This window comes from Scytonema sp. PCC 10023, assembly GCF_963920835.1.
Lineage (GTDB): Bacteria > Cyanobacteriota > Cyanobacteriia > Cyanobacteriales > Nostocaceae > Kalymmatonema.
Genome location: NZ_CAWUDP010000004.1, coordinates 90,818 through 112,292, shown reverse-complemented (window position 1 = coordinate 112,292; position 21,475 = coordinate 90,818). Strand labels below are relative to the sequence as shown.

At 42.6% G+C, this 21,475-nt stretch carries 20 protein-coding genes and 2 pseudogenes; 14 read left to right on the top strand and 8 right to left on the bottom strand.

What is annotated here, in order from left to right:
• Positions 1 to 30 precede the first annotated feature (30 nt).
• The 4 genes and pseudogenes from ACM0OZ_RS04095 to ACM0OZ_RS04080 all read left to right on the top strand — a co-directional run bounded on the left by ACM0OZ_RS04095 (position 31) and on the right by ACM0OZ_RS04080 (position 2,802).
• The gene (locus ACM0OZ_RS04095) at positions 31 to 1,167 is read left to right on the top strand and encodes an RNA-guided endonuclease InsQ/TnpB family protein (RefSeq protein WP_414581631.1); all 1,137 of its coding nucleotides are present in this window, start codon (positions 31 to 33) and stop codon (positions 1,165 to 1,167) included.
• 42 nt (positions 1,168 to 1,209) lie between these two features.
• Positions 1,210 to 1,851: pseudogene (locus ACM0OZ_RS04090) on the top strand (class II aldolase/adducin family protein); the annotation flags it as partial.
• 34 nt (positions 1,852 to 1,885) lie between these two features.
• Positions 1,886 to 2,581 carry an acyl-CoA dehydrogenase family protein gene (locus ACM0OZ_RS04085; protein WP_414581545.1) on the top strand — a complete coding sequence of 232 codons (696 nt, stop codon included), beginning with the start codon at positions 1,886 to 1,888 and terminating at the stop codon, positions 2,579 to 2,581.
• A gap of 20 nt (positions 2,582 to 2,601) precedes the next feature.
• Positions 2,602 to 2,802 (top strand): hypothetical protein, encoded by a 201-nt coding sequence (locus ACM0OZ_RS04080; RefSeq protein WP_414581544.1) that lies wholly within the window; start codon positions 2,602 to 2,604, stop codon positions 2,800 to 2,802.
• Positions 2,803 to 3,073: 271 nt separating this feature from the next.
• Here ACM0OZ_RS04080 and ACM0OZ_RS04075 read toward each other — a convergent pair whose 3' ends face one another.
• On the bottom strand, positions 3,074 to 4,897 hold the full coding sequence (locus ACM0OZ_RS04075) for a vanadium-dependent haloperoxidase (protein ID WP_414581543.1): 1,824 nt from the start codon (positions 4,895 to 4,897) through the stop codon (positions 3,074 to 3,076).
• Between the two features lie 782 nt (positions 4,898 to 5,679).
• On the opposite strand from ACM0OZ_RS04075, the gene ACM0OZ_RS04070 reads away from it, so the two are divergent.
• The 9 genes from ACM0OZ_RS04070 (at position 5,680) to ACM0OZ_RS04030 (ending at position 14,264) form a co-directional block, all read left to right on the top strand.
• Positions 5,680 to 6,744, top strand: a complete 1,065-nt coding sequence (locus tag ACM0OZ_RS04070) for a sulfonate ABC transporter substrate-binding protein (RefSeq protein ID WP_414581630.1) — start codon at positions 5,680 to 5,682, stop codon at positions 6,742 to 6,744.
• 70 nt (positions 6,745 to 6,814) lie between these two features.
• Positions 6,815 to 8,530 (top strand): fumarate reductase/succinate dehydrogenase flavoprotein subunit, encoded by a 1,716-nt coding sequence (locus tag ACM0OZ_RS04065; RefSeq protein ID WP_414581542.1) that lies wholly within the window; start codon positions 6,815 to 6,817, stop codon positions 8,528 to 8,530.
• A gap of 27 nt (positions 8,531 to 8,557) precedes the next feature.
• Positions 8,558 to 9,457, top strand: coding sequence for a DMT family transporter (locus ACM0OZ_RS04060; RefSeq protein ID WP_414581541.1), 900 nt, complete (start codon positions 8,558 to 8,560; stop codon positions 9,455 to 9,457).
• A gap of 10 nt (positions 9,458 to 9,467) precedes the next feature.
• Entirely contained in the window at positions 9,468 to 10,307 is an 840-nt protein-coding gene (locus ACM0OZ_RS04055) for a hypothetical protein (protein WP_414581540.1), read from the top strand.
• Positions 10,308 to 10,383: 76 nt separating this feature from the next.
• Positions 10,384 to 11,055 (top strand): maleylacetoacetate isomerase, encoded by a 672-nt coding sequence (maiA, locus tag ACM0OZ_RS04050; protein WP_414581539.1) that lies wholly within the window; start codon positions 10,384 to 10,386, stop codon positions 11,053 to 11,055.
• Positions 11,056 to 11,175: 120 nt separating this feature from the next.
• Entirely contained in the window at positions 11,176 to 11,958 is a 783-nt protein-coding gene (locus tag ACM0OZ_RS04045) for a class I SAM-dependent methyltransferase (protein ID WP_414581538.1), read from the top strand.
• Positions 11,959 to 11,989: 31 nt separating this feature from the next.
• Entirely contained in the window at positions 11,990 to 12,217 is a 228-nt protein-coding gene (locus ACM0OZ_RS04040) for a ferredoxin family protein (RefSeq protein ID WP_069348199.1), read from the top strand.
• 57 nt (positions 12,218 to 12,274) lie between these two features.
• Entirely contained in the window at positions 12,275 to 13,249 is a 975-nt protein-coding gene (locus ACM0OZ_RS04035) for a HEAT repeat domain-containing protein (protein WP_414581537.1), read from the top strand.
• The gene (locus ACM0OZ_RS04030; RefSeq protein WP_414581536.1) at positions 13,242 to 14,264 is read left to right on the top strand and encodes a P-loop NTPase; all 1,023 of its coding nucleotides are present in this window, start codon (positions 13,242 to 13,244) and stop codon (positions 14,262 to 14,264) included. Before ACM0OZ_RS04035 ends, ACM0OZ_RS04030 begins: the two co-directional genes overlap by 8 nt.
• A gap of 27 nt (positions 14,265 to 14,291) precedes the next feature.
• Here ACM0OZ_RS04030 and fosX read toward each other — a convergent pair whose 3' ends face one another.
• Both fosX and ACM0OZ_RS04020 read right to left on the bottom strand, forming a co-directional pair.
• Positions 14,292 to 14,708 carry a FosX/FosE/FosI family fosfomycin resistance hydrolase gene (gene fosX, locus ACM0OZ_RS04025; protein ID WP_414581535.1) on the bottom strand — a complete coding sequence of 139 codons (417 nt, stop codon included), beginning with the start codon at positions 14,706 to 14,708 and terminating at the stop codon, positions 14,292 to 14,294.
• Positions 14,709 to 15,504: 796 nt separating this feature from the next.
• Positions 15,505 to 15,864: a hypothetical protein gene (locus tag ACM0OZ_RS04020; RefSeq protein WP_069348194.1), complete on the bottom strand. Its 360-nt coding sequence runs from the start codon at positions 15,862 to 15,864 to the stop codon at positions 15,505 to 15,507.
• 371 nt (positions 15,865 to 16,235) lie between these two features.
• On the opposite strand from ACM0OZ_RS04020, the gene ACM0OZ_RS04015 reads away from it, so the two are divergent.
• Positions 16,236 to 16,859, top strand: coding sequence for a TetR/AcrR family transcriptional regulator (locus ACM0OZ_RS04015; protein ID WP_414581534.1), 624 nt, complete (start codon positions 16,236 to 16,238; stop codon positions 16,857 to 16,859).
• A 231-nt stretch (positions 16,860 to 17,090) separates the two neighbouring features.
• On the opposite strand, the gene ACM0OZ_RS04010 is transcribed toward ACM0OZ_RS04015, so the two are convergent.
• From ACM0OZ_RS04010 to ACM0OZ_RS03990, 5 genes and pseudogenes are all read right to left on the bottom strand, one after another.
• Positions 17,091 to 17,243, bottom strand: coding sequence for a hypothetical protein (locus ACM0OZ_RS04010; RefSeq protein ID WP_414581533.1), 153 nt, complete (start codon positions 17,241 to 17,243; stop codon positions 17,091 to 17,093).
• Complete coding sequence (locus ACM0OZ_RS04005; protein ID WP_414581532.1) at positions 17,236 to 17,589, bottom strand: TSUP family transporter; 354 nt, start codon at positions 17,587 to 17,589, stop codon at positions 17,236 to 17,238. The genes ACM0OZ_RS04010 and ACM0OZ_RS04005 overlap by 8 nt, the downstream gene beginning before the upstream one ends.
• Before the next feature lie 487 nt (positions 17,590 to 18,076).
• Entirely contained in the window at positions 18,077 to 18,898 is an 822-nt protein-coding gene (locus ACM0OZ_RS04000; RefSeq protein WP_414581531.1) for an SDR family oxidoreductase, read from the bottom strand.
• A gap of 37 nt (positions 18,899 to 18,935) precedes the next feature.
• Positions 18,936 to 19,880 (bottom strand): zinc-binding dehydrogenase, encoded by a 945-nt coding sequence (locus ACM0OZ_RS03995; protein ID WP_414581530.1) that lies wholly within the window; start codon positions 19,878 to 19,880, stop codon positions 18,936 to 18,938.
• Between the two features lie 173 nt (positions 19,881 to 20,053).
• Positions 20,054 to 21,445: pseudogene (locus ACM0OZ_RS03990) on the bottom strand (MFS transporter).
• Positions 21,446 to 21,475 lie beyond the last annotated feature (30 nt).

The window sequence follows — 21,475 nt, the reverse complement described above, 5'->3', positions numbered from 1 at the left end:
TTTGTACGTCAAATGCTGTACAATACAACTATGCTACTAGGATTTAAGACAGAACTCAAAATTAACAAAGTGCAACGATTGATGCTGGCTAAACACGCTGGTGTAGCACGTCATGCTTGGAATCAGGGTCTTGCCTTATGTCAGCAGGTGTTAGCACATAACCGTGCCAACCCTGATGACAAAATTAAGTTTCCTTCCTCGATTGACTTACACAAGTGGTTGGTGGCTTCAATTAAGCCGGAAAACCCTTGGTACTACGAAGTTAGTAAATGCTCCCCTCAATATGCATTACGGCATTTGAGCGATGCATTTAAATCTTTTTTTAAGAAAGTCAAAGGCTTTCCAAAGTTCAAGAAGAAAGGAAGAGACGACTCTTTTACTCTTGATGGTTCAATTCATGTTGACCACAAGCGGGTCAAGGTTCCGGTGATTGGATGGTTGAAAACCTTTGAGAGATTACCACAGGGTGTAGAGCCTAAGTCAGTGACAATTAGCCGCCAAGCAGACAGGTGGTTTATCTCGTTTAAAATTGATGTTCCTATTGAACAAACACCAAAAGTTTGCGATATTGTCGGTGTCGATCTAGGTATTAAAGCGCTAGCAACACTATCCACAGGTGTTGTGTTCGACGGTGCTAAATCGTATCGTCAAGCAGAACGTAGATTAAAACGGCTACAACGCAATCTCAGTCGTAAGGTCAAAGGTTCTGCTAATTGGAATAAAGCAGTGTTGCTGGTAGCTAAAGCACATAGACGGGTTGCCAACATTCGTAAAGACGTTCTTCATAAAGTCACCACTTATTTAAGCAAAAACCACGCGGTAATAGGGATTGAAGACTTGAACGTGTCTGGGATGATGGCTAATCGCTGTTTGGCTAAAGCAATAGGAGACATGGGATTTTACGAGTTTCGCCGTCAGTTGGAATACAAGTGTCAACTATACGGCAGCAAACTGGTTGTTATTGACCGATTTGCACCTAGCAGTAAAACCTGTTCTTGCTGTGGCAATGTAAAAGATTCGCTTAGTCTAAGGGAGCGAGTCTACCACTGTCATTCATGTGATTTTGAAATTGACCGCGATCTGAACGCGGCAATCAACATATCGAAATACGCGGCGAGTTCCGTCGTGTCTGCTTGTGGACGAGGTGCTGCCGACAGTCTCGGTTGAAACAGGAAGTTTTTGCTCTTCAAATGTTAGTAAAAATGGAACGGAACAGCAGGTCATATCACAGCTCGCGATCCGGAGTTTACAGACCACTTCTGGGTAAACCCTTTTGGGATGTACTTCGGTCACATTCGAGTTTCTGACCTGATTTTGGTTGATAGAGAGGGCGAAGTCGTCAAGGGTTCACAGCCTGTTAATAGAGCAGCTTTTGCTATCCATTCTCAAGTTCATGAGGCTCGACCTGATATTGTAGCCGCTGCACACGCTCATTCACTGTATGGCAAATCCTGGTCTAGTCTCGGTCGTTTGCTTGACCCCATAACTCAAGATGCCTGTGCTTTTTATGAAGACCACGCGCTGTTTGATGACTACAAAGGTGTAGTATTGGACACCAAGGAAGGCAAGCGCATTGCTGATGCTTTGGGCGATAAAAAAGCTGTCATCTTGCGTAACCACGGTCACTTGACAGTAGGTCATACTGTTGATGAAGCTGCCTGGTGGTATATCAGCTTTGAACGTTCTTGTCAAGCTCAACTTTTAGCAGAAGCAGCAGGCAAACCTTTTCCGATTGACCCTGAGAATGCCAGTCTAGCACAGAGCCAAGTTGGAACACACGGACGTGGCTGGTTTAGTTTTCAACCAATCTATGAGAGGGTTGTACGCGAGGAACCAGATTTGTTGGAGTAAAAGGAAAACTTCACGTGTCTACCCAGAGGTAGCCTTGTGTCGCATCAAGAAGTCACAAGTATGGCGTAACACCAATGTTAAGGAATGGTCGCGAAACTATGCTGCTGCTATTAACGTTGATGAATCTATCGTCTATCAAGATGAAAAAGAAGGATTAGAACAGCGTCGTTCTCAGTTGCTTCCTATCTCAAATGAGGCGAGCGTCTGTATATGCTCGAAGGGTTTCCTCCAGAAACCCTTCCCTCGAATCGGAGATTCGTGGCAACAAAGTGGAGCTTTGTTGGGGCATAGGACGCGCTCCGCGATCGCTTCTCAGCAAAAAGTAGCGGACACATTGTACAAAGCTGGGGTGATTTCATCATACGGGCGATCGCCGACTAATTTGGGTGCAACTTTGGCAACTTTGCCTCGCTTTCAAACTGCTGTTGGTGAAATTGAAGCATTGTTATATGCCAACCAGCGATTGATTTATAGCTTAGCGGCTGACATAGATAAAGGTGAATACGATACCAATGTGAGTTTGCAAGCGCAAACGGTGAAATATCTTGCAACAAATAACGCCATTCGCGCCGTTGAAATTGGACTAGAACTGATTGGTAATCCAGGTTTATCTAGAAATAATCCTCTGGAAAGACATTACCCTGATGTTCTTTGTAGCCGTATTCATACACCACAGAATGATGTGATTTGTTTGTCTTTAGGGAAATCAGCGTTAAGAATTAAAAATTAAATAAAAATTAAAAATGTAAGATGTTTAATCAACCATTTGAAAGAGAATTATTTGATGGAGAACCTTGGTTACTTGGGCAGCAGCCCAAATTACCACCTCATCTTCAGTCATTAGTCGAGCAACAACAGGCGAGACAAGATATATGGGAATTGCCAAAAAAAGAACATAATAACGATACTTCAAAGAAAAAGTTCAACCTATTTTGGTTTTTAAATTTGTGATAGTTGTAGAAACGTGATATAGCAATCCTCCGCACATTTATGAAAATTGACTACCCTTCAGATCCCCGACTTCTTAAAGAAGTCGAGGATCTTGTTTTTCACGAATCCTGCACGGATTGCTATATGGCTTTCCTCGCTTCACAATTTACAGAACAATAAGGTTCAGATAAGACCAGAACCTTTATCAGGAACACAATGTAGAGACGAGAGGTGGCGCGTCTCTACACACATGATTTTTTACACATCAACCTTAACTGAACCGTATTGTGTTCTAAACAATAACTTTTGTCCCATCAAACTTGGTAAAGCTGAAGCCGTTGAATTTTTCGTTGTACCCCAGCCTTTCGTCTCTGAGAATGCTAATGGCAACCTCTTCTCCCAAAGCCAAGCCAACTGCACCATCCGAACGCCAATGGATACCGCCAAGGCTGCGACCAATAGCATAATTAGTTGCCAGCTTGTTCAATTCTCCACCCACTGTCAGCTGCTCGCCGCTATAAGGAATCACTTTTGTGGGATCATTGGGGTCAGGTACTACAGGATTGGGGATGACAAAGTTCTCGTCAAAGAACGCTTTTAACAGTGTGACTGAGACACCGGCGATAGAGGCTGCACCACCAGTGTAAGAGGGATGGAACGGTGCTGCTTCTGGGTACGCATGAGGTAACAAATAGGTTCCAAAGGTGCTATGAGTCTGAGCTAAAGCTCTGGAATTTAAGACCTCGGAATTGATTGGATAGTCAGTTTTGTTGACCAAGTTGTTGTAAATCAGCCCACCATATGCTTCCGGTCGCAGACGACGATGTACATAATACTTCTGCCAGTAGGAGGCTCTGATTGCCCGCGAGGGAGCCAACAGGAGTAAGGCTTGATAATGTGCTGCTGCAAATGTCGCAGCAGAACCTAGTTGAGTTTTCGAGTTGACATAGGGATTGCCTGGATTCAAGGGAGCGCTAATACCACTACTTAGAATTAACAGAGCTCCATAGAACAAAGCACCACCAATATGGGCATACTCAGCTAGATCGCGAACAGTAGATATGTAACGACGTGTTGGATCGTATCTAAGAGACTTGCCAGAACTGCCTCCATTCTGGACGGTCAACCATTCCTGGTAATCGGTGAGGAAATCATTGCCAGGAAGGGCAGTACGAATCAGAGGCGAGATAAACTGGGTATTTAAAGGAATATCCTGCAACAGAAACTGTGAAATGTAAGGACCGTCCGTTACTCCAGGTGGAACAAAGTGTTGTGCTGTCTTGCCGTCATTCTTATCGACATAAGTGACACTGCCACGAAACAGAGTTTGAGGAGTGACTGCACCACCCTGTTTTGGTCCTTGAAATTCTGAAAGTTTGTTCAGCTCTTCAATAGCTGCTAGGACTTTTGGATCGTCAGTGTTGTTTTGCAACTTGTTAAGAGGGACTTCCCGCAGTAAAGCTTGCCAGTAGAGTTCAACTGCCTCGCCAGCCTGTTCTGCACTATCTAGAGTTGGTGGTGGTGGAGTGACTATTTGAGCTGCGTTTATCCCTTCCAAGCTCACTGCCAATGGTCCTTGAGGATTAACCAACTTCCGCCCACCACCCAAGATAATATTTTCAAAGTCATCAGGGTTACGCGATGAGAGTGCTTTGATTAAAGATTTATAAGCTTCCGGCTTGACTTCGCCTCGCTCGTCGTGTGGTAATCCCCTGGTGTCGGTAGCAATTTTATTAGGATAGCGTTCTTCATCGCCATTAGTCGGATGAGGCGGAACACCTATCTCCAACTCAAGTTGCGCTGCTTGAACACGCACTTGATACGCTTTCTGGCTAAATCCTGCATAGTCAAAGTTGAACTGATCAACAATATCCTGTGCCTGGACAATATCTCCTCTTTTTTTAGACGAGAAGGGTGAACTTATGACTCCCGTAACAACACCAGTGGCAGTAGCAGTCAACAAACCAGCACGACCAAGAAATCCCCGTCTACCGACTCGACTAATTAATAAGTGTCTGCTGCTGGCACTAGGGACATTTTGATTGGGATTTGTCTTTTTGCTTTGCTGTTGTATATTCTCTTGAGAAGGTTGATCAGAGGTTGGTTCGAGTGACATGAGATTTTCTCCAAAACTAGAAAGTGATATGGAGGGTTGTACTATTGCAAGACAACTTTAAGTACGCAGGAATGACTCCTAATAGCTGTACCTATTGCTACGGTTTTACTGCATAGCAATTGTGCTTATACATGAAAGCAGATGTATAAGCTGTAGCAATGTCTAACAGTAAGTCATGGTGCGTTTTTACGCACAAATTAGACTTGCTTTAACTATTGTGAGAATGACTTAGGTGTCGTTCTCAATGCTCTCGTAATTAATCAACAAAGCATTGATGGCATTTACCGCTCGTTGATTTATCAGTGCTGATTTTGAGTAGCTAAAAATCATTCGACATCGCTTTTTCAAACGATAGTACAGCTAAAGCCACTATCTTTCAAAAATCAGCAAATGTACTGTATATCTATAGATTAAGCGTATATTTTAGCTGTTAAGTCAACAATATCTCACAAACAACCGTCAAAAGCAAGTAAAAGATTGTTACAAAATCACCGTATATTTGGCTTGCCTATTGCAGCAATCTATGTCATTATCAACCGATACAAGTGTTAAATACGGTAAATTGGTAAACAAATAGTAGTTATTATGAACTAGAGTAAGATATAGGACAATCTTTAGAGCTCAATTGAAAAATCAAATTTGAGTACAAGTTTTTCTTCTTCGCTTTATTAAGTAATAAATAACACTTTATTATGTGGTAAGGCAATGTAAATACTTAAAAAGATAGTGTGCTCACCAGTAAGGCTATTCCAGAAATACTTGATTATATGCATCTATGGTTGATGAAATTATTAAAAGCTAGGATTTTGTGTACTTGGCAACTTTTATACTCAAATTTTCGGCAACGTAAAATCCGTTCCTTATCTGTACTATTTGCCGTAGGGCTAGGCTTAAGCCTAGTCGTGTCTGCTTGTTCTTCCAACGCCACCAAACCAGAAGCAGTCACTTCGCCTACTAGCAATCAAAATGTGACTAGCAGCGTTACAGTTAACATTGGCTTTCAAAAGGCGGCAACTATCCTCAATGCCCTAAAGAGCAAAAGCAGCCTAGAGCAAGCTTTAGCACCTTCTGGTGGAACTGTAAAGTGGACTGAATTCCCCGCAGGTCCACCCATGCTGGAAGCCATGAACGCAGGTAGTATTGACTTTGGTTACACAGGTGAATCACCGCCCATCTTTGCCCAAGCTGCAGGTAATCCTTTAGTTTACGTCGCTTACGATCCTTGGGGACCGAAGGCAGAAGCGATTATCGTACAGAAAAATTCACCAATAAAAACTGTGGCTGAACTTAAAGGCAAAAAAGTTGCCTTTGCCAAAGGTTCAAATACCAACTATCTTGTTGTCAAAGCCTTAGAATCTGCCGGATTAAACTACAGTGATATTCAACCAGTTTTTCTTACACCAGCAGATGCTCGTGCTGCCTTTGAAGGTGGTAACGTTGATGCCTGGGCAATTTGGGACCCCTATCTAGCAGCAGCGCAAGAAGCAACAGGGGCTAGAACCATAACAGATGCAACAAATTTAGCACCAAATCGGGGTTATTACCTTGCCCGCAAATCATTTGTGGAAGAACATCCTGATGTTTTGAAAACAATTTTGGATGAAGTCAGTAAAGTAGACAAATGGGCGGCAAGTAATCCAGCAGAAGTTGCGAAGTTTTTAGAACCACAATTAGGCATCAAAGCGGCGGTGCTGGAACTTGCAGAGAAACGGCGAGAGTATGGTGTTTTACCCTTGACAGAGGAAGTCATTGCTAAACAACAAGAAGTTGCTGATACCTTCCAAAAAATCAAGCTGCTTCCCAAGCAAATCCAGATAAAGGAAATCGTTTGGAAAGGCAATAAGTGAAGGGTGAAGGATAAAAGATAAAAAATCGTTTCTAATTTAATACTGTTTTGTATTGGGACTTTCAAACGTTATGGTGACGAATGCGACTACCCAGTGGATAAAAACTGATGTACTGGTTATTGGTGGCGGGACAGCAGGGACAATGGCTGCTATTAAAGCCAAGCAAGCCAATCCTGATGCTGACGTGCTGATTTTAGAAAAGGCTAACATTCGTCGGAGTGGGGCGATCGCAATGGGTATGGATGGCGTTAATACTGCTGTCATTCCCGGTCATTCTACCCCAGAAAAATACGTTCGTGAAGTCACCCTTGCCAACGATGGCATTCTCAATCAAAAAGCCGTTTATCAAACGGGCAAATTAGGCTACGAAGTCATCCAAGAACTAGAAAGCTGGGGTGTGAAATTTCAGAAAGATGCTCAAGGTAACTACGACTTAAAACAAGTGCATCGTGTTGGGAAATATGTTCTACCCATGCCAGAAGGCAAAGACCTCAAGCCAATTCTGACCCGACAAGTCAAACGCCACAAAGTCAAAGTTACCAATCGCGTCATGGCAACCCGCGTTTTAGTAGGAGAAAAACGTGCTATTGGTGCTGTAGGATTTGATGTTAGAAACGGTGACTTTATTGTCATTCAAGCCAAAGCAGTCATCCTATGTACAGGAGCATGTGGACGTTTAGGATTACCTGCTTCTGGTTATCTCTACGGCACTTATGAAAATCCTACTAATGCCGGGGATGGCTACTCAATGGCTTATCATGCTGGAGCAGAACTCAGCAATATTGAGTGCTTTCAAATCAATCCTTTAATTAAAGATTATAACGGTCCTGCTTGCGCCTATGTTGCTGGACCTTTCGGTGCTCATACTGCTAACGCTGAAGGAAATCGCTTCATCAGTTGCGATTACTGGAGTGGTCAAATGATGCTGGAAATTTGGAAAGAATTAAACTGCGGTAAGGGACCAGTTCAACTCAAAATGACCCATCTTGATGAAGATACAATTTCTGAAATAGAATCCATCCTTTGGTCGAATGAACGACCAAGCCGCGAACGCTTTCATCAAGGTAGAGGCGAAGACTATCGCACCCACGGCGTTGAAATGAACATATCAGAAATTGGCTTGTGTAGCGGTCATAGTGCTTCTGGTGTTTGGGTGAATGAAAAAGCTGAAACAACTATTCCAGGTTTGTATGCTGCCGGAGACATGGCAAGCGTTCCTCATAATTATATGATTGGGGCATTTGTCTTTGGTCGTCTAGCAGGAACTCATGCCATTGAGTATATCCAGGATTTAGATTTTATTGAACCAGATGCAGATTTTTTAGAATCTGAAAAATTACGAATTTATGCGCCTTTAACTCGACAAAATGGTATTCCTCACACCCAGGTTGAATATAAATTACGGCGCTTAGTTAATGATTATCTGCAACCACCGAAAGCGGGAAACAAAATAGAGATTGGCTTGAGGCATTTTGTCCAGTATCAAGAAACATTAGATTTCATGGGCGCTCGCGATCCCCATGAATTGATGCGCTGTATGGAAGTTCATTTTATTCGGGACTGTGCAGAAATGGCAGCCAGAGCATCATTATATCGTCAAGAAAGTCGCTGGGGTCTTTATCATTACCGATTGGATTATCCAGAAAAGAACGATGATGAGTGGTTTTGCCATGTCAACTTAAAGAAAGATGAATCAGGGGAAATGGTGCTGTTTAAGCGTCCTGTTGAGCCTTATGTAGTGGAGGTTGATGTCGCAAAAGAAGTTTATAATGTGACGGTTCGCTGAATTTGATTTGGGCAAAGTAGCTTACCTATGAAGAATCCAAGAATGAGGGCGAAAGAATGGATACTTCTGTTGATTCTATCTTTGTTGTGGGGTGGTTCTTTCTTTTTCACCAAGATTGTTCTAAGGGATCTTCAGCCGTTTACAGTGGTGTTAGGTCGTGTTAGCTTTGCGGCGATCGCCCTTATTTCCTTCGTCTACCTCAGCGGACGGCAAATACCAGTTTCACCTCGAATGTGGAGAGCGTTTTTAGCGATGGGTGCTCTCAACAATCTTATTCCGTTTAGTCTTATCGTGTGGGGGCAGACGCAGATCGATAGCAGCCTTGCCGCTATTCTCAATGCCACAACCCCATTGTTTACAGTAGTGCTTGCACATTTGCTCACCCATGATGAACGTTTGACAATTAATCGCTTGTTCGGAGTGCTAATTGGGTTATGTGGTGTAGTTGTGTTGGTTGGACCAGAAGTCCTGCATGGAATAAAATTACGAAGTCTTGGACTGTTTGCGATTATTGGTGCTGCTTTTTCCTATAGCTGTGCTGGAATCTACGGGCGACGTTTCCAGGAGTTGTCACCCGTTGTTGTTTCAGCAGGAATACTTGCTAGTACGACAGTAATGATACTGCCGCTAGCACTTATCTTAGAACAACCCTGGACTTTAAGACCGAGTACTATCACTTGGGGGGCTTTATTAATATTAGGGCTGTGTAATACCGCGATCGCCTACTTAATCTATTTCCGTATACTTTCTGTCGCAGGTGCAACCAACCTCTCACTGGTTACTTTCTTGATTCCCATTAGTGCGCTCCTACTCGGTGTATTTATCTTGGGTGAAAGATTAGATTGGACTGCTTTTGCAGGTATGGCATTTATCTTGATAGGACTTACAGCCATTGATGGCAGGCTTTTTCAGCAAAGTAGGAGGTAAAACAGTAAACATGAACCCAAACCCAAGTTTCACTGTGGTTGAGTCTTTGAGTCGCTCGAAGTATGGAGAGCCGGAATTGGGTGACGATCGCCTTGTCATCACCTCAAACTTTGTGGCTGTTCTTGATGGTGCTACGGAGGCGTCAGGTGCTCATTATAACGGTCTTTCTTCCGGTCAATTTGTGGTAAAAATAGGCGCTCAGGCTCTAGAAAGTCTTGCTCCTGATAGTCATGCAACAGTAGCTGTAGAAAAAATAACTCAAGCAGTGAGAGAAGCCCTGCTGGAAGTCAAACCAGATAAGAATCCAAATCATACCCCTTGCTTTGCAATAGTAGTCTTTTCTGCTGCACGTCGGGAAATCTGGCGGGTAGGAGATTGTCAATATTTATTAGATGGAGAAGCTTATAATCCCATCATCCAGGTAGATCAAATTACGAGTCAGTTACGTTCTTTAATTGTGCGTTCTCACCTTGCCCAAGGTAAAACAATAGAAGACTTATTAAAAGATGATCCCAGTCAGAATCTCTTAGTACCTTTCTATAGACTGCAAACAGCCTTACGCAATCATCCTGAAGAACCTTTTGGTTATGGTGTGATCGATGGTACAAGAGTACCTGAGCGATATCTTGAAGTCATTAAAATTCCAGAGCAAGTTAAGTCTATTGTGCTTGCCAGTGATGGTTATCCAGACTTAAGAGCAAGCCTTGCGGAAAGTGAGAAAATTCTCACACAAATTCTAACTCAAGACCCTTTATGCTATAGCATTCATCTAGGACAAAGAGGGGTTGCACCTGGTAGAGAATCATTTGACGATCGCACTTACGTTCGCCTTGAGTTGCATGACTACTGATTTAATGACTCATCTTCGTTAATACATTAATTGACTTAATCATGTTTATTTCACTCTCTTGAAAAAAGGTGGTTATGTGCTAACACTTTATAGCTATTATCGTTCAACAGCTTCGTACAGAGTGCGAATTGCACTAGAGCTTAAACAAATCCCCTACTTTCATAAAGGTGTATCCAAATTAAGAAAAGGCGACCCAGAATTTACAACAAATTACAGCAAACTTAATCCTCAAAAAATGGTTCCTACCCTCATTGATGGTGAGTCTAGTATCAGTCAATCATTAGCTATCATTGAGTATCTTGAAGAACGCTATCCCCAAGGAGCACTTTTGCCAACGGATGCCTTAGCACGAGCTTATGTACGCCAAATAGCGCTTTTGATAGCTTGCGATATTCATCCTTTAAACATCATGAGAGTCCGCAAATATCTAACCTCAGCAATAGGTCTTAATCATTCGGAAAAAATGAATTGGTATCACCATTGGGTGAGTGAGGGTTTGAATGCGATAGAAGAACTTCTTACCAAGAGTAAATTTCGCGGCAATTTTTGTTACGGCGATCAGCCAACGCTCGCAGATCTATTCCTCGTACCTCAAGTTTACAATGCCGAGCGATTTAAATGTTCTCTAGAGCCGTATTCAAATATTCGCAAAATCTATGAAGAATGTATGAGTCATTCTGCATTTCTAGCGGCACAACCGCATTTACAGCCAGATGCTTCTGAATACGATAGCGAGGATGAGTATTAATAGCCAATTATGAAAGCATTATTCATCATCTCAGGATTAGCCTGCACTGGTAGGGTTGTGACCTTTCAAAAGGTTATGTAGATTTTAATTCTAAATATTCAACTTGATTACTAAAAACCAATGGCTATCTACAATTCAATTGGTCAAGAATACTCCAAAACCCGTGTCCCTGATCCTCGCATTGTTAATACATTAATTGACTTAATCAATTTACCCAAAGGTAGCATTATCGCTGATGTTGGGGCGGGAACTGGTGGTTATAGCTTAGCACTAGCTAACCAAGGATTTTCTATTAATGCCATTGAACCTTCTCCAGTCATGCAAAAACAAGCAGTAGAACATCCAGAAATTAAGTGGTTCACTGGGTATGCAGAAGATTTACCTTTAGCAGATAATTCTGTTGATGCAGTCATAAGTATCCTCACAATTCATCATTTTTCTAATTTAGAAAAATCATTTCAAGAAATGCATAGAGTCGTCAGTAATGGAGCAATAGTTTTGCTGACATTTGATATCAGATTAGCTCAGAAGATATGGGTTTATGATTACTTTCCATTTTTGTGGCAAGATGCTCTACGATTTCTACCACTTAACGAACTTACTCATCTCATTCATGTAAGTACCGGAAGACGTGTTGAAAGCATACCTTTTTTACTACCCGATGATTTGTCTGATTTATTTGCAGCTGCAGCTTGGAAGCGTCCTAAGTTATATCTTCAACAAGAAGTACGTGCTGGAATATCATCTTTCGCTTTAGCAGATCCGAATTTAGTCAAGCAAGGAGTGAAATTACTCGCAGCAGATTTAAATAGTGGGGAATGGGATGCAAAGTATGCTGATATTGAAAATTTAACAGAAATTGATGTGGGTTATCGTTTTATCCGTGCTACGCTTGATAACTAAAAGACGAGATAGTAAAAGAGAGTTAGATACTATGGCTTTAATAAATCAAAGAATTGATGTCCCAGTTATCGTCGATGAATCAAAATGTTTAGAAAAATGCAATGCTTGTATTGAAGTTTGTCCCCTTGATGTCCTAGCAAAAAACCCAGAGACAGGAAAAGCCTACATGAAATATGACGAGTGCTGGTTCTGTCTGCCTTGCGAAAAAGAATGTCCAACAAATGCTATTACTGTACAGATTCCATTCTTATTGCGCTAAAGATTTTTTGAAAAAATAATTACTCTGTTTTCTCTGTGTCTGGTGCGGTTTTAAAAAATGTATAATGACACTCATAATAATGCCAATTATTGGCTCGAAATGCTGCGATCGCCAGAAGTTTCTGACCGCTTAGTTGCTGTCAAATCTTTACAACATCTTGGTGATGAAGAAGCGATAGATAGCCTGATTTTGGCGCTCAAAGATGAAAATTTCAATATCCAAAAAATAGCGATAAATGCTCTTGGGGAAATTGCCAACCCTATTGCTGTACCAGCTTTACTAGAATGTCTTGCCTCATCTGATACAGAAATTCGCGGTGAGGCATTATCTGCCTTAAATGACTTAGTTTCAACTGAGCATTTATCCTTGTTGCTAGATAGTCTCAATCACAACAATATCTATTTACAATTGAATATTCTAATTCTTCTTCGCAAAATTCATGATATTAAGTCATTACCATATATTATACAATTTTTCAATTCCGAGAATGCGGATTTAAGAGAAGCCGCAATCACAACACTCCGCTATCTTAACCAAGTTGAAAAATGTCCCGAAGCTTTAGCCTTAATATTCGATTCTAATCCTACTGTGCGCCGGGTAACTGCTTTAACTTTAGGGTATTTACAAGACACAGAAGTTATTTCAATACTTAATCAAGCACTCACAAGTGACAGCGATTGGCAAGTCCGTCGCAATGCAGCAAAATCTCTTGCTATTCATGAAAATGACCAAGCAATTTCGGCATTAGAAATCGCTTTAGGTGATGAGCATTGGCAAGTGCGGAAATCAGCAGCACAGACTTTACAAAAAATACCACATATAAAAGTTCTGCCAGCATTAATTAAAGCATTAACAGATGAATCTGCAGATGTAAGAAAAGAAGTTGCGATCGCTCTTGGTGATTTAGGTCATCCTGATGCTATAAATGCACTCCAGCAATCATTAGATGACCTAGATAAAGAAGTTGCTATTCAGTCACTCAGAGCAATCAAAAAAATTCAAGAATCGATAAAATCATCGACTCATGACTAATGATCACCTCAATCCCTTGACAGCATCTCGTCAACAGGAAGTGATTCGCTACCTGAAAACTGTCATTGAACCAATTCTCAAAAACAATGTTGTTAACTTGGGGATGGTGCGGAATTTACGTATAGTTGATGACTATACTTACCTGCGCCTTTATATTGGCTCACATCAGCAGGATTTATTCAAACAAATTCAATCTGTTCTATCAAATTTAAGCTGGTGCAAGAAGACTTATATTCAAATTTGTACAATTCCCGGAGTCAAAATAACTCTAGCTGTTTCTAGTGGCAAAGGTGGTGTAGGTAAATCTACAACAGCTGTGAATATAGCAGCAGCTTTAAAATTACAAGGTGCAAAAGTTGGTTTGCTAGATGCTGATGTCTACGGTCCTAATATTCCACAAATGTTGGGTTTAGGACAAGCAGATATCCAAGTTATTCATACTCCCACCGGTGAGAAATTTTTACCCCTAGAAATCCAGGGAATTAAACTCATGTCAGTGGGTTTACTTGCAGAACCCAATCGTCCTCTAGCATGGCGAGGACCAGTATTACACAAAATTATTACTCAATTTCTGCAAGATGTGGAGTGGGGCGAATTGGATTATTTATTGATTGATTTGCCGCCAGGAACAGGAGATGCCCAAATTACAATTGTGCAAGAAAGCCCAATATGTGGAGTTATTTTGGTGACGACTCCCCAACAAGTTGCTATTTCGGATGTGCGTCGTAACATACATATGTTTCGTCAAGTGGGTGTTCCTGTCCTGGGGATTGTGGAAAATATGAGTTATTTAATCTGTAGTGATTGTGGCTCACGTATACCAATTTTTGGGAGTGGTGGTGGTGAACAACTTGCAGCAGAATTGCAAGCACCTCTACTAGGACAAATTCCCATAGATCCTCGTATCTGTAGCGGTGGTGATACAGGAGACCCGATTGCGATAACCAATTCCACCTCTGGTGCTGGTGAGGTTTTTGTGCAAATCGCAACTGCATTAAAGGCAACTTTTACCTGATGCAGTTCATCTGATATGCGAGTTGAGTTATGGGCATTGACTTGCACTTAGATACTTTTGCAAGCGCTGATTCAAAGTTCCGGTGTGTAACTCAAACAAATGATTGTCGTAGTCGTAAAAATATAGAGAGCGTCCTTCACCTTCCACACGGCTTCGAGCTTCTCTTATATTCACTCCCAGATTTTTAACTCTTTCGGCATAGAGTTCGTAGTCTTCTTCGGCTACCTTAAAAGCCACGTGGTTATAGGTTTTTTCTGATAAAGCCTCGCCTTCCATAATGGCAACCCATAAATCATTAATCAGAAAAAATTTTTCTTTTGAGATAGAGAAAGTTTGCTCACCACTAGAATAAATCTCCTTGGCATCAAATATGTATATGAGGAATTTGGTCATTTTCTCCAAGTCTCTGACAATGAATGTGATGTGGCTAATTCCTTGAATCATTTGTCCTCATATATGGGAGTCATAACAAGAGTTTCGGTAAATTTATGAGTCAAAACGCCGTCGGGCAGTCGGTGTATGCGCGGCTTCGGGTAAAGTAATCTCAAGTGTTGCTGTAGGTCGAAATATGAGCGGGCATTTTGCCTCTGCCGTTCAAGGAAGAATCCCACAGCTTTTGGTGGCATCGCAGCGCATAGCGCGATATTCACACAGCCGTGAGAGTGTCAATACAAATTGACTGTTTGAGGAATCGATGTCTCTCGCCGCCTTTCCGGTGTACCGTGATAGTGCGAGACTCATTGCCCCTCAGACTCTCTATTAATTAAACTTTTACAACTGTGGTCTTGCTTTTCATTGGTATGTATGCAATCATTATTAATAATGTACTATAAATCTACCAATTTACCGTATAATAAAAGTTCGCTCGCTATCAATTTATTACAGTCCCAGGTGGAGAAACTTTATACACACTATCATCTGTGTTGAGCACGAACAAAGACTACATCATCTTCAAAAAGATCTAGTGCAGTAGCCCCCGTAGGGAATAACTCCCCCCCTGCTGTCACTATTGATCAAGGTAATAAATTCTCAAAGCCTGGGAACTATGAACCAAAAGCCAAACTGTAACCAAGCAATTGATAACAAAATTGTTTAGTCGTTACCTCAGGAACGTATACCATGAAAAAGCCTTTTGTAATGTGCAATATGTACCATTTCACGACTATAAACTTGGTCACCTGCCATAAAGCCTGGTCACATATGTATAATTTCACGCTCAAGTGATTAGCTAGATATACTTCTAGTAATTTTGAGTCGTTCTGAAACTATCTAACTGAGTCTTTACAGCGTTGAGGTATCCTTTGTCAGAAAGAAGTTGTGATGGCAGTCTTTTTGACTGAACCGCGCTGCGAACAATATCTTCGGCACTAATTTGTTTTGCTTGGTAAGCCAATATAAGGTCTTGGTAACTGGGAATACCTTGGTCTTGTAACTGACCTTGATAAGCCAAATTCACGAGATTGAAAGGTGTAATCCCAATATAAGACGGAGTTTTTCCCACAACAGCAGGATTATATGCCGATGGCTCAGCTCGAACTACAGATGTACCAACACTAGATATAAGCAATAACGATAAGCTACCAACAATTAGACCTTTCATAATTCAACTCCTGCATTTTTGCTGTCGCTAATTTCAGCAAATTTATTATCTTTAATTACATTATAACGAACCGTCTCGTCTTGTCAATAGATAACAATACGGTTCGTAACGTCTAGAAAAGTTACGCCAAAAGTGGTGTGAAAAAAAGTCATACCTGTTTAGTGAACCGAAGCTAAGCTTGGAGAGCCAACCTTCGTCTCTTCTTTATGGGTGTCAGCAAAATCAACTTATGCGCTTAGGGGATAGAAATGGCAAAAATGGCAGCAGATCGCTTATATATTCCATGTCTGGGGCTTATCCACACAAGAGCCTATTTGTAAAGCACATAAGTCGTAATTTATACAATTTTGCACAGATGGAGTCTTTTGTCTATGTCACAACTACTTGAGAACAAAACTACTCAAAAACCATGTCCTACTGAAGCATCTGTGATGCGCAGGCGAAATCACCGTTCCCATCAGGCAATTCTCAAAGCAACTGCTGAGTTACTGGAAGAGAAAGGCTATCGCGATATTTGTATTGAGGCGATCGCATCTCGTGCAGGAGTAGGCAAACAAACTATTTATCGTTGGTGGCCCTCTAAGGCAGCAGTCGTTATGGAAGCATACTCCGAAAAAGCTACGCAGAATATTCCTACACCCGATACAGGTTCGGTTAAACAAGACCTGTATCAGATTCTACAGCAACTATTTACAATCCTGACAACAACGACAACGGGTACTGCTGTTACAGGACTGATTGCTGAGGCACAAATGGATGCTTCTTTAGCTGAGGCGTTTCGCGAGCTGTTTATTAAATGTCGTAGAGCAGCGACCCGCACAATTTTGGAGCGGGGTATTGCACGAGGTGAACTACGCCCAGATTTGAATTTGGAATTGGTGATTGATGCGATTTATGGTCCAATCTGGTATCGGTTACTGCTAAAGCATGCAGCGTTAGATGATGCGTTTGCCGAAGAATTAGTAAATTTTTTGATAGTAGGGATACAAGCTTAGTACAGGATTTCACAAGTTCGTAACGAATTAATTTCAGAAAGGCTCTGCGTTACTTTGTCTTGAAAAGTTTCCTAGGTCGGGAAACCCTCCTGCAGAACTTTTCGCTGCGCGTTCCTCTGCGTTTCAAAACGCTACGAATTAATGCAAAGCTGTACTTAGTTTTTTGTGTATCAAATGACAAAGATGGCAATCATCTAACTAGGCAGGCGGGAGTCCCCACACCATCAGGACTTACGCAAAAATGCCAAAAAGCCCAAGCCCAATTTCTCGTTCGCGTAGCGTGCCGGAGGCATACTGCCAAAACGCCAAGAACGCCAAGAATTCGTAGACTATGCGTAAGCCCTCACCATAATCTTCGATTTGGTGACGGAGTATGTCACCCATAAATAAAAAAGTAGATGGTCATGCCAAAAGCAACAATCATAACAACTTTCCTAATTAAGTGGGGTTCGACTCTACGGGCATAGTGAGCACACAAGTAACCACCGAGAGAACCACCTACAGCCATCAAAACAGCTTGGGGCCAAGCAATGATACCTGCAAAAATAAAGGGAATAATGGCAATCCCATTAACGCAACTCCCTAAAAACGTCTTAAAAGCATTCATGGTGTGAATGCTGTTGATTCCTAGAAACGCCAGAGTTGCCAGCAGTGACGTTCTCCCACCACTGACCACAAGCGGTACAGTGGGGGCTTCTACAAGTCGCCCTGTAAAAATTTCCTGCTTCATTGGTCGCGCCTAGATAATGAGATTTGCATCTTGTTACCCCCGGCAACGATACCTCCACAGGCAGTTTAGAGACTCCTGACGCCCCACGGAGTCTTTGTATCTAGCGAATTACGGAGCGTATTCTATGTTTGTTTTACGTTTCCCAACGTTTGCACTGTTCACCTGTTTTACCAGTCCGTTTGTGTCAAGTGGTTGGTCGTCACCAATGTTTTTTAGGAGGAGCAATTATAGCTCTATTGTTATAATTATAGACTTTTTTTGTTTATTGGAAGTTCCTGAAAATTGACAACTCCTCGGACATATCCTCGCGCTAAAACCGTCGGTCAACATAGGTCGGAGATGCCCTCGTCGTTGTCCGGCGCAAGACCGGCCACGCTCACGGAGTACCGTTATAGTGGGGGACTTACGCCGATTAGTTAAAGGTTGCGGATCAATCATAGTTAGTCTTAGGTTTGGGAGTTGGTGTCATTTCTGCCTTTTTGTGGCCTTAAACACCAGGGGTCTGTCCGCCATCAACAAGAATCTCTGCACCAGTAATCGAAGAGGCAAGGTCAGAAACCAAAAATAGAGCTAGCGCGGCAATTTCTTCTGCCTTAACGATTTTCCCTAACGGAATTGCCTGTAGGGATTCTGCTTTGATTTCATCTACACTAACGCCACGGGCTTGGGCATTCTGCTGTGCTAACTGTTCGGCACGTTCAGTTGCAGTCAGACCGGGGGAGATGGCATTAATGCGAATATTGTACTGGGCTAACTCTTTAGAAATTCCCCGCGTAAAGTTTAACAGGGCTGCATTCGTTGTACCTCCTGGTAGAAAATTGGGACGAGGCGTGCGTCCGGCTCCTCCAATAATGTTGACAATCCGCCCATCGCGCCGACTTTTCAGATGGGGTAAAATGGCTCTGACAAATCGAATGTAGCCCAATAATTTTAAGTTCCAAGCATCCAGAAATGCATCATCACCGAGATCAAGAAACGTCCCAGCACGTGCTGAACCAGCGTTGTTAATTAGGATATCAATTTGACCAAATTGTCCAAGCGCCGTTGAGACCACCTTATCAACACCTTCTGCCTGAGTCAGGTCAGCACTGATGGATATCACTTTACCACCACTATTGGAGAATGATTGGATGGCACTGACTGCTTGCTCAAGTCGTTCTGGATTGCGAGCGGCGTAGACGCGGAGCGGCTTGTCGTTAGACATCGCCACACTCACACCTTCTCTATAAAGAGCTTTGGCAGTGGCTAACCCAATGCCAGCACTACCTCCTGTCACAATCGCTGTTTTACCAGATAGTTCTAGTTCCATAGCTACTGCCTCACTACTAGGTTTGATTATTTAGCGCTCAATTGTCGATGTGCAATACAGCTTTACCAGGAAAGCGCCTGTCGAGCAGTTTTTGCGCTATGTCAGCCACTTCTGTCCACGATGCTTCCAAATCTATGTGAGGACGCAATTGACCTGCTTCTACCAAACGCAAAAGTCGTTGCAAGCCCACAGATGCCGATTCCCGCTTCAATTCATGAAACAGAATCAGACCATATAAACTTGCACCACCAGTTCCGTAAAAACGCTGCGCATTAAATGTGACTTCAGACCCTCCTGACGTTCCAAACAGCACAATGACTCCATCTTGTGCCACTAAGCCAAGGGCTGCCGAGAGCGTATTTCCCCCTACTGAGTCTACAATCAAATGATAAGGTGCGTATTCATTCGGTTGAAGATCTTCGCCAATAACGACTGATTGTGCTCCTGCTTCTTTCACCAGAGATTCATAGCCTGGTTGACGAATGTGTGCCACGACTTGCGCTCCACTCAGCCGTGCTAACTGGATAGCGAAGTGACCAACGCCACCTGATGCACCTGTAATAAGTACTGAACGACCTAAAAGTGACCCACCTTTGAGTAAAGCGTGATAGGCAGTCAGACCAGCGACAGGTAGTGTAGCAGCTTGTGCAAAAGATACACTAGTTGGTAATTGTGCTAAGGAATGGGTAGGAACGGATACCAGTTCCGCCCAAGCACCAAAGCGGCGCAAGCCTACCACGCGCGCTCCTTGAGAAGGTCCCGAACCATCGGCGGCGGGAGTTTCTACTATACCAGTTAAGTCCCAACCAGGCTGCCAACCTGCATCAGCAGTAGTAGAACGCCGCACTTCTCCCCGGTTGAGGGAAATGGCACTCACCCTGACCAGTGTCTCGTCAGGGGCTGGGGTCGGTGCTGCGACTTCACGCAATGCTAAACGTCCTGGCACGTTAGGGTCAACGACTATAGCACGTATTTTGCTCATGGAATATATCTTCCTGTGAAAATAAGTTCTTTTAAGGTAGCAATAGTTTCGTAACAGGCGATCAATTGAACTGTTATTGTTTCCAGATTGATTGAGTTTTAGTTTTGAACCTAAATTTTATAAGTAGCCATCATAAACTCTATACATTAGAACCCATAAAAATAGGCTTTTCCCTACTCCCTACTCTCTATTTTCAACTCAGAAGGCAGAGCATAGCTATCCCGTGCAAAACCTGTAGCAAATCGTAGGGAATAGCGTAAATTTTGACCATTTCGCGTCATGAAGATAATCAGAGCGAGCAAAGCAAAACCAAGACAGAGCGAAAAGATTCCTTGATAGCCCAATTTTTGAGCAAAAGTACCAAACACTGGTCCGGAAATTGCCAGCCCTAAATCAAAACCACCTATACACAGAGAAAAGACTCGTCCTCGTTCATGAGGATAAGAACGGTTAGAAATTAGGGCAACCATCAACGGAATCAGTGTTCCACCACCAGCACCCTCAAAAAAACCTGCCAGAAGAAAATCGCCAGTATTTTGAGCAAGGGAAAGTAGTAATGTCCCTAGAGCATAGCAACCTAGACTGACTGTAATAAATAACCCTCGACCATAACGGTCAGAAGCATAGCCAGTGAGCAAACGAATTCCAACACTCGACACAGCAGTGGCTGTATAAAACCACCCAACATTCAAATCAAGCTCTGTCTGTTTAAGATACAGGGCGATAAATGTTGTGACTGTCCCCCGAATCAAACCTGTAAGTAGTAGTACTAAAGTGGGAACCCAAACGCGAGGACTGTCTAACATCTTCCAAAATCGATTCTTTTGGTCATCAACTGAATCTGGTGAAGATTTAAGGTTTGAGTTTTGTCTGTCAAGTTGATGAAGAATAGAGGGATCTTTAACCTGATACGCAAATAAAAAACCTATTAGCCCCAGTCCAACAGAGAAGACAAACAATGGAACGTAACCTACTTGCTCTTGAAGAAAGGTTCCAATGACAGGTCCAATCGTCAAGCCGATCGGATTAATCAAACTCATATAACCAATGACTTCACCTCGTTGACGTATTGGCGACCAATCTACAATGAGAGTATTGTTGCCTGGAGCATACGCAGCAACACCAATTCCATGAAACGCTCGAATCAAGAATAATAATAGAATCGAGTTAAAAAAGTAACCTAGAGGTGCTGCGGTTGCGATCGCCCGTATAGCCTCGGCGGGTTCCTTTTTGGAACCCGCCCCCTGTCCTGAAGGGACAGGGCAACCGCTCAGAGAGCGGTTGGAGGCTAGGGCGCGCTACGCGATCGCTAAGCCAATCAGCATAACTAGCTTGCGACTGCGTCGATCTGCCAAATTTCCTAGCCACGGACGACTCAAAATCAGCCCGAGAGCAAATGCCCCCATGACAAAACCAACCTGTTGCGGTGTACCACCTATATCCTTTATGTAAAGAGGCAAGGTTGCAAGTATTGAACTATGGCTAGTCCAAAGCAGTATACCTACTGCAAAGAGCAATAGAAGGTTTTTACGTTGCTGTGGTTCGAGGGTAGTAAAAACTGTCATTGACTAGTTTAGTAACATTGGATTTTGCTA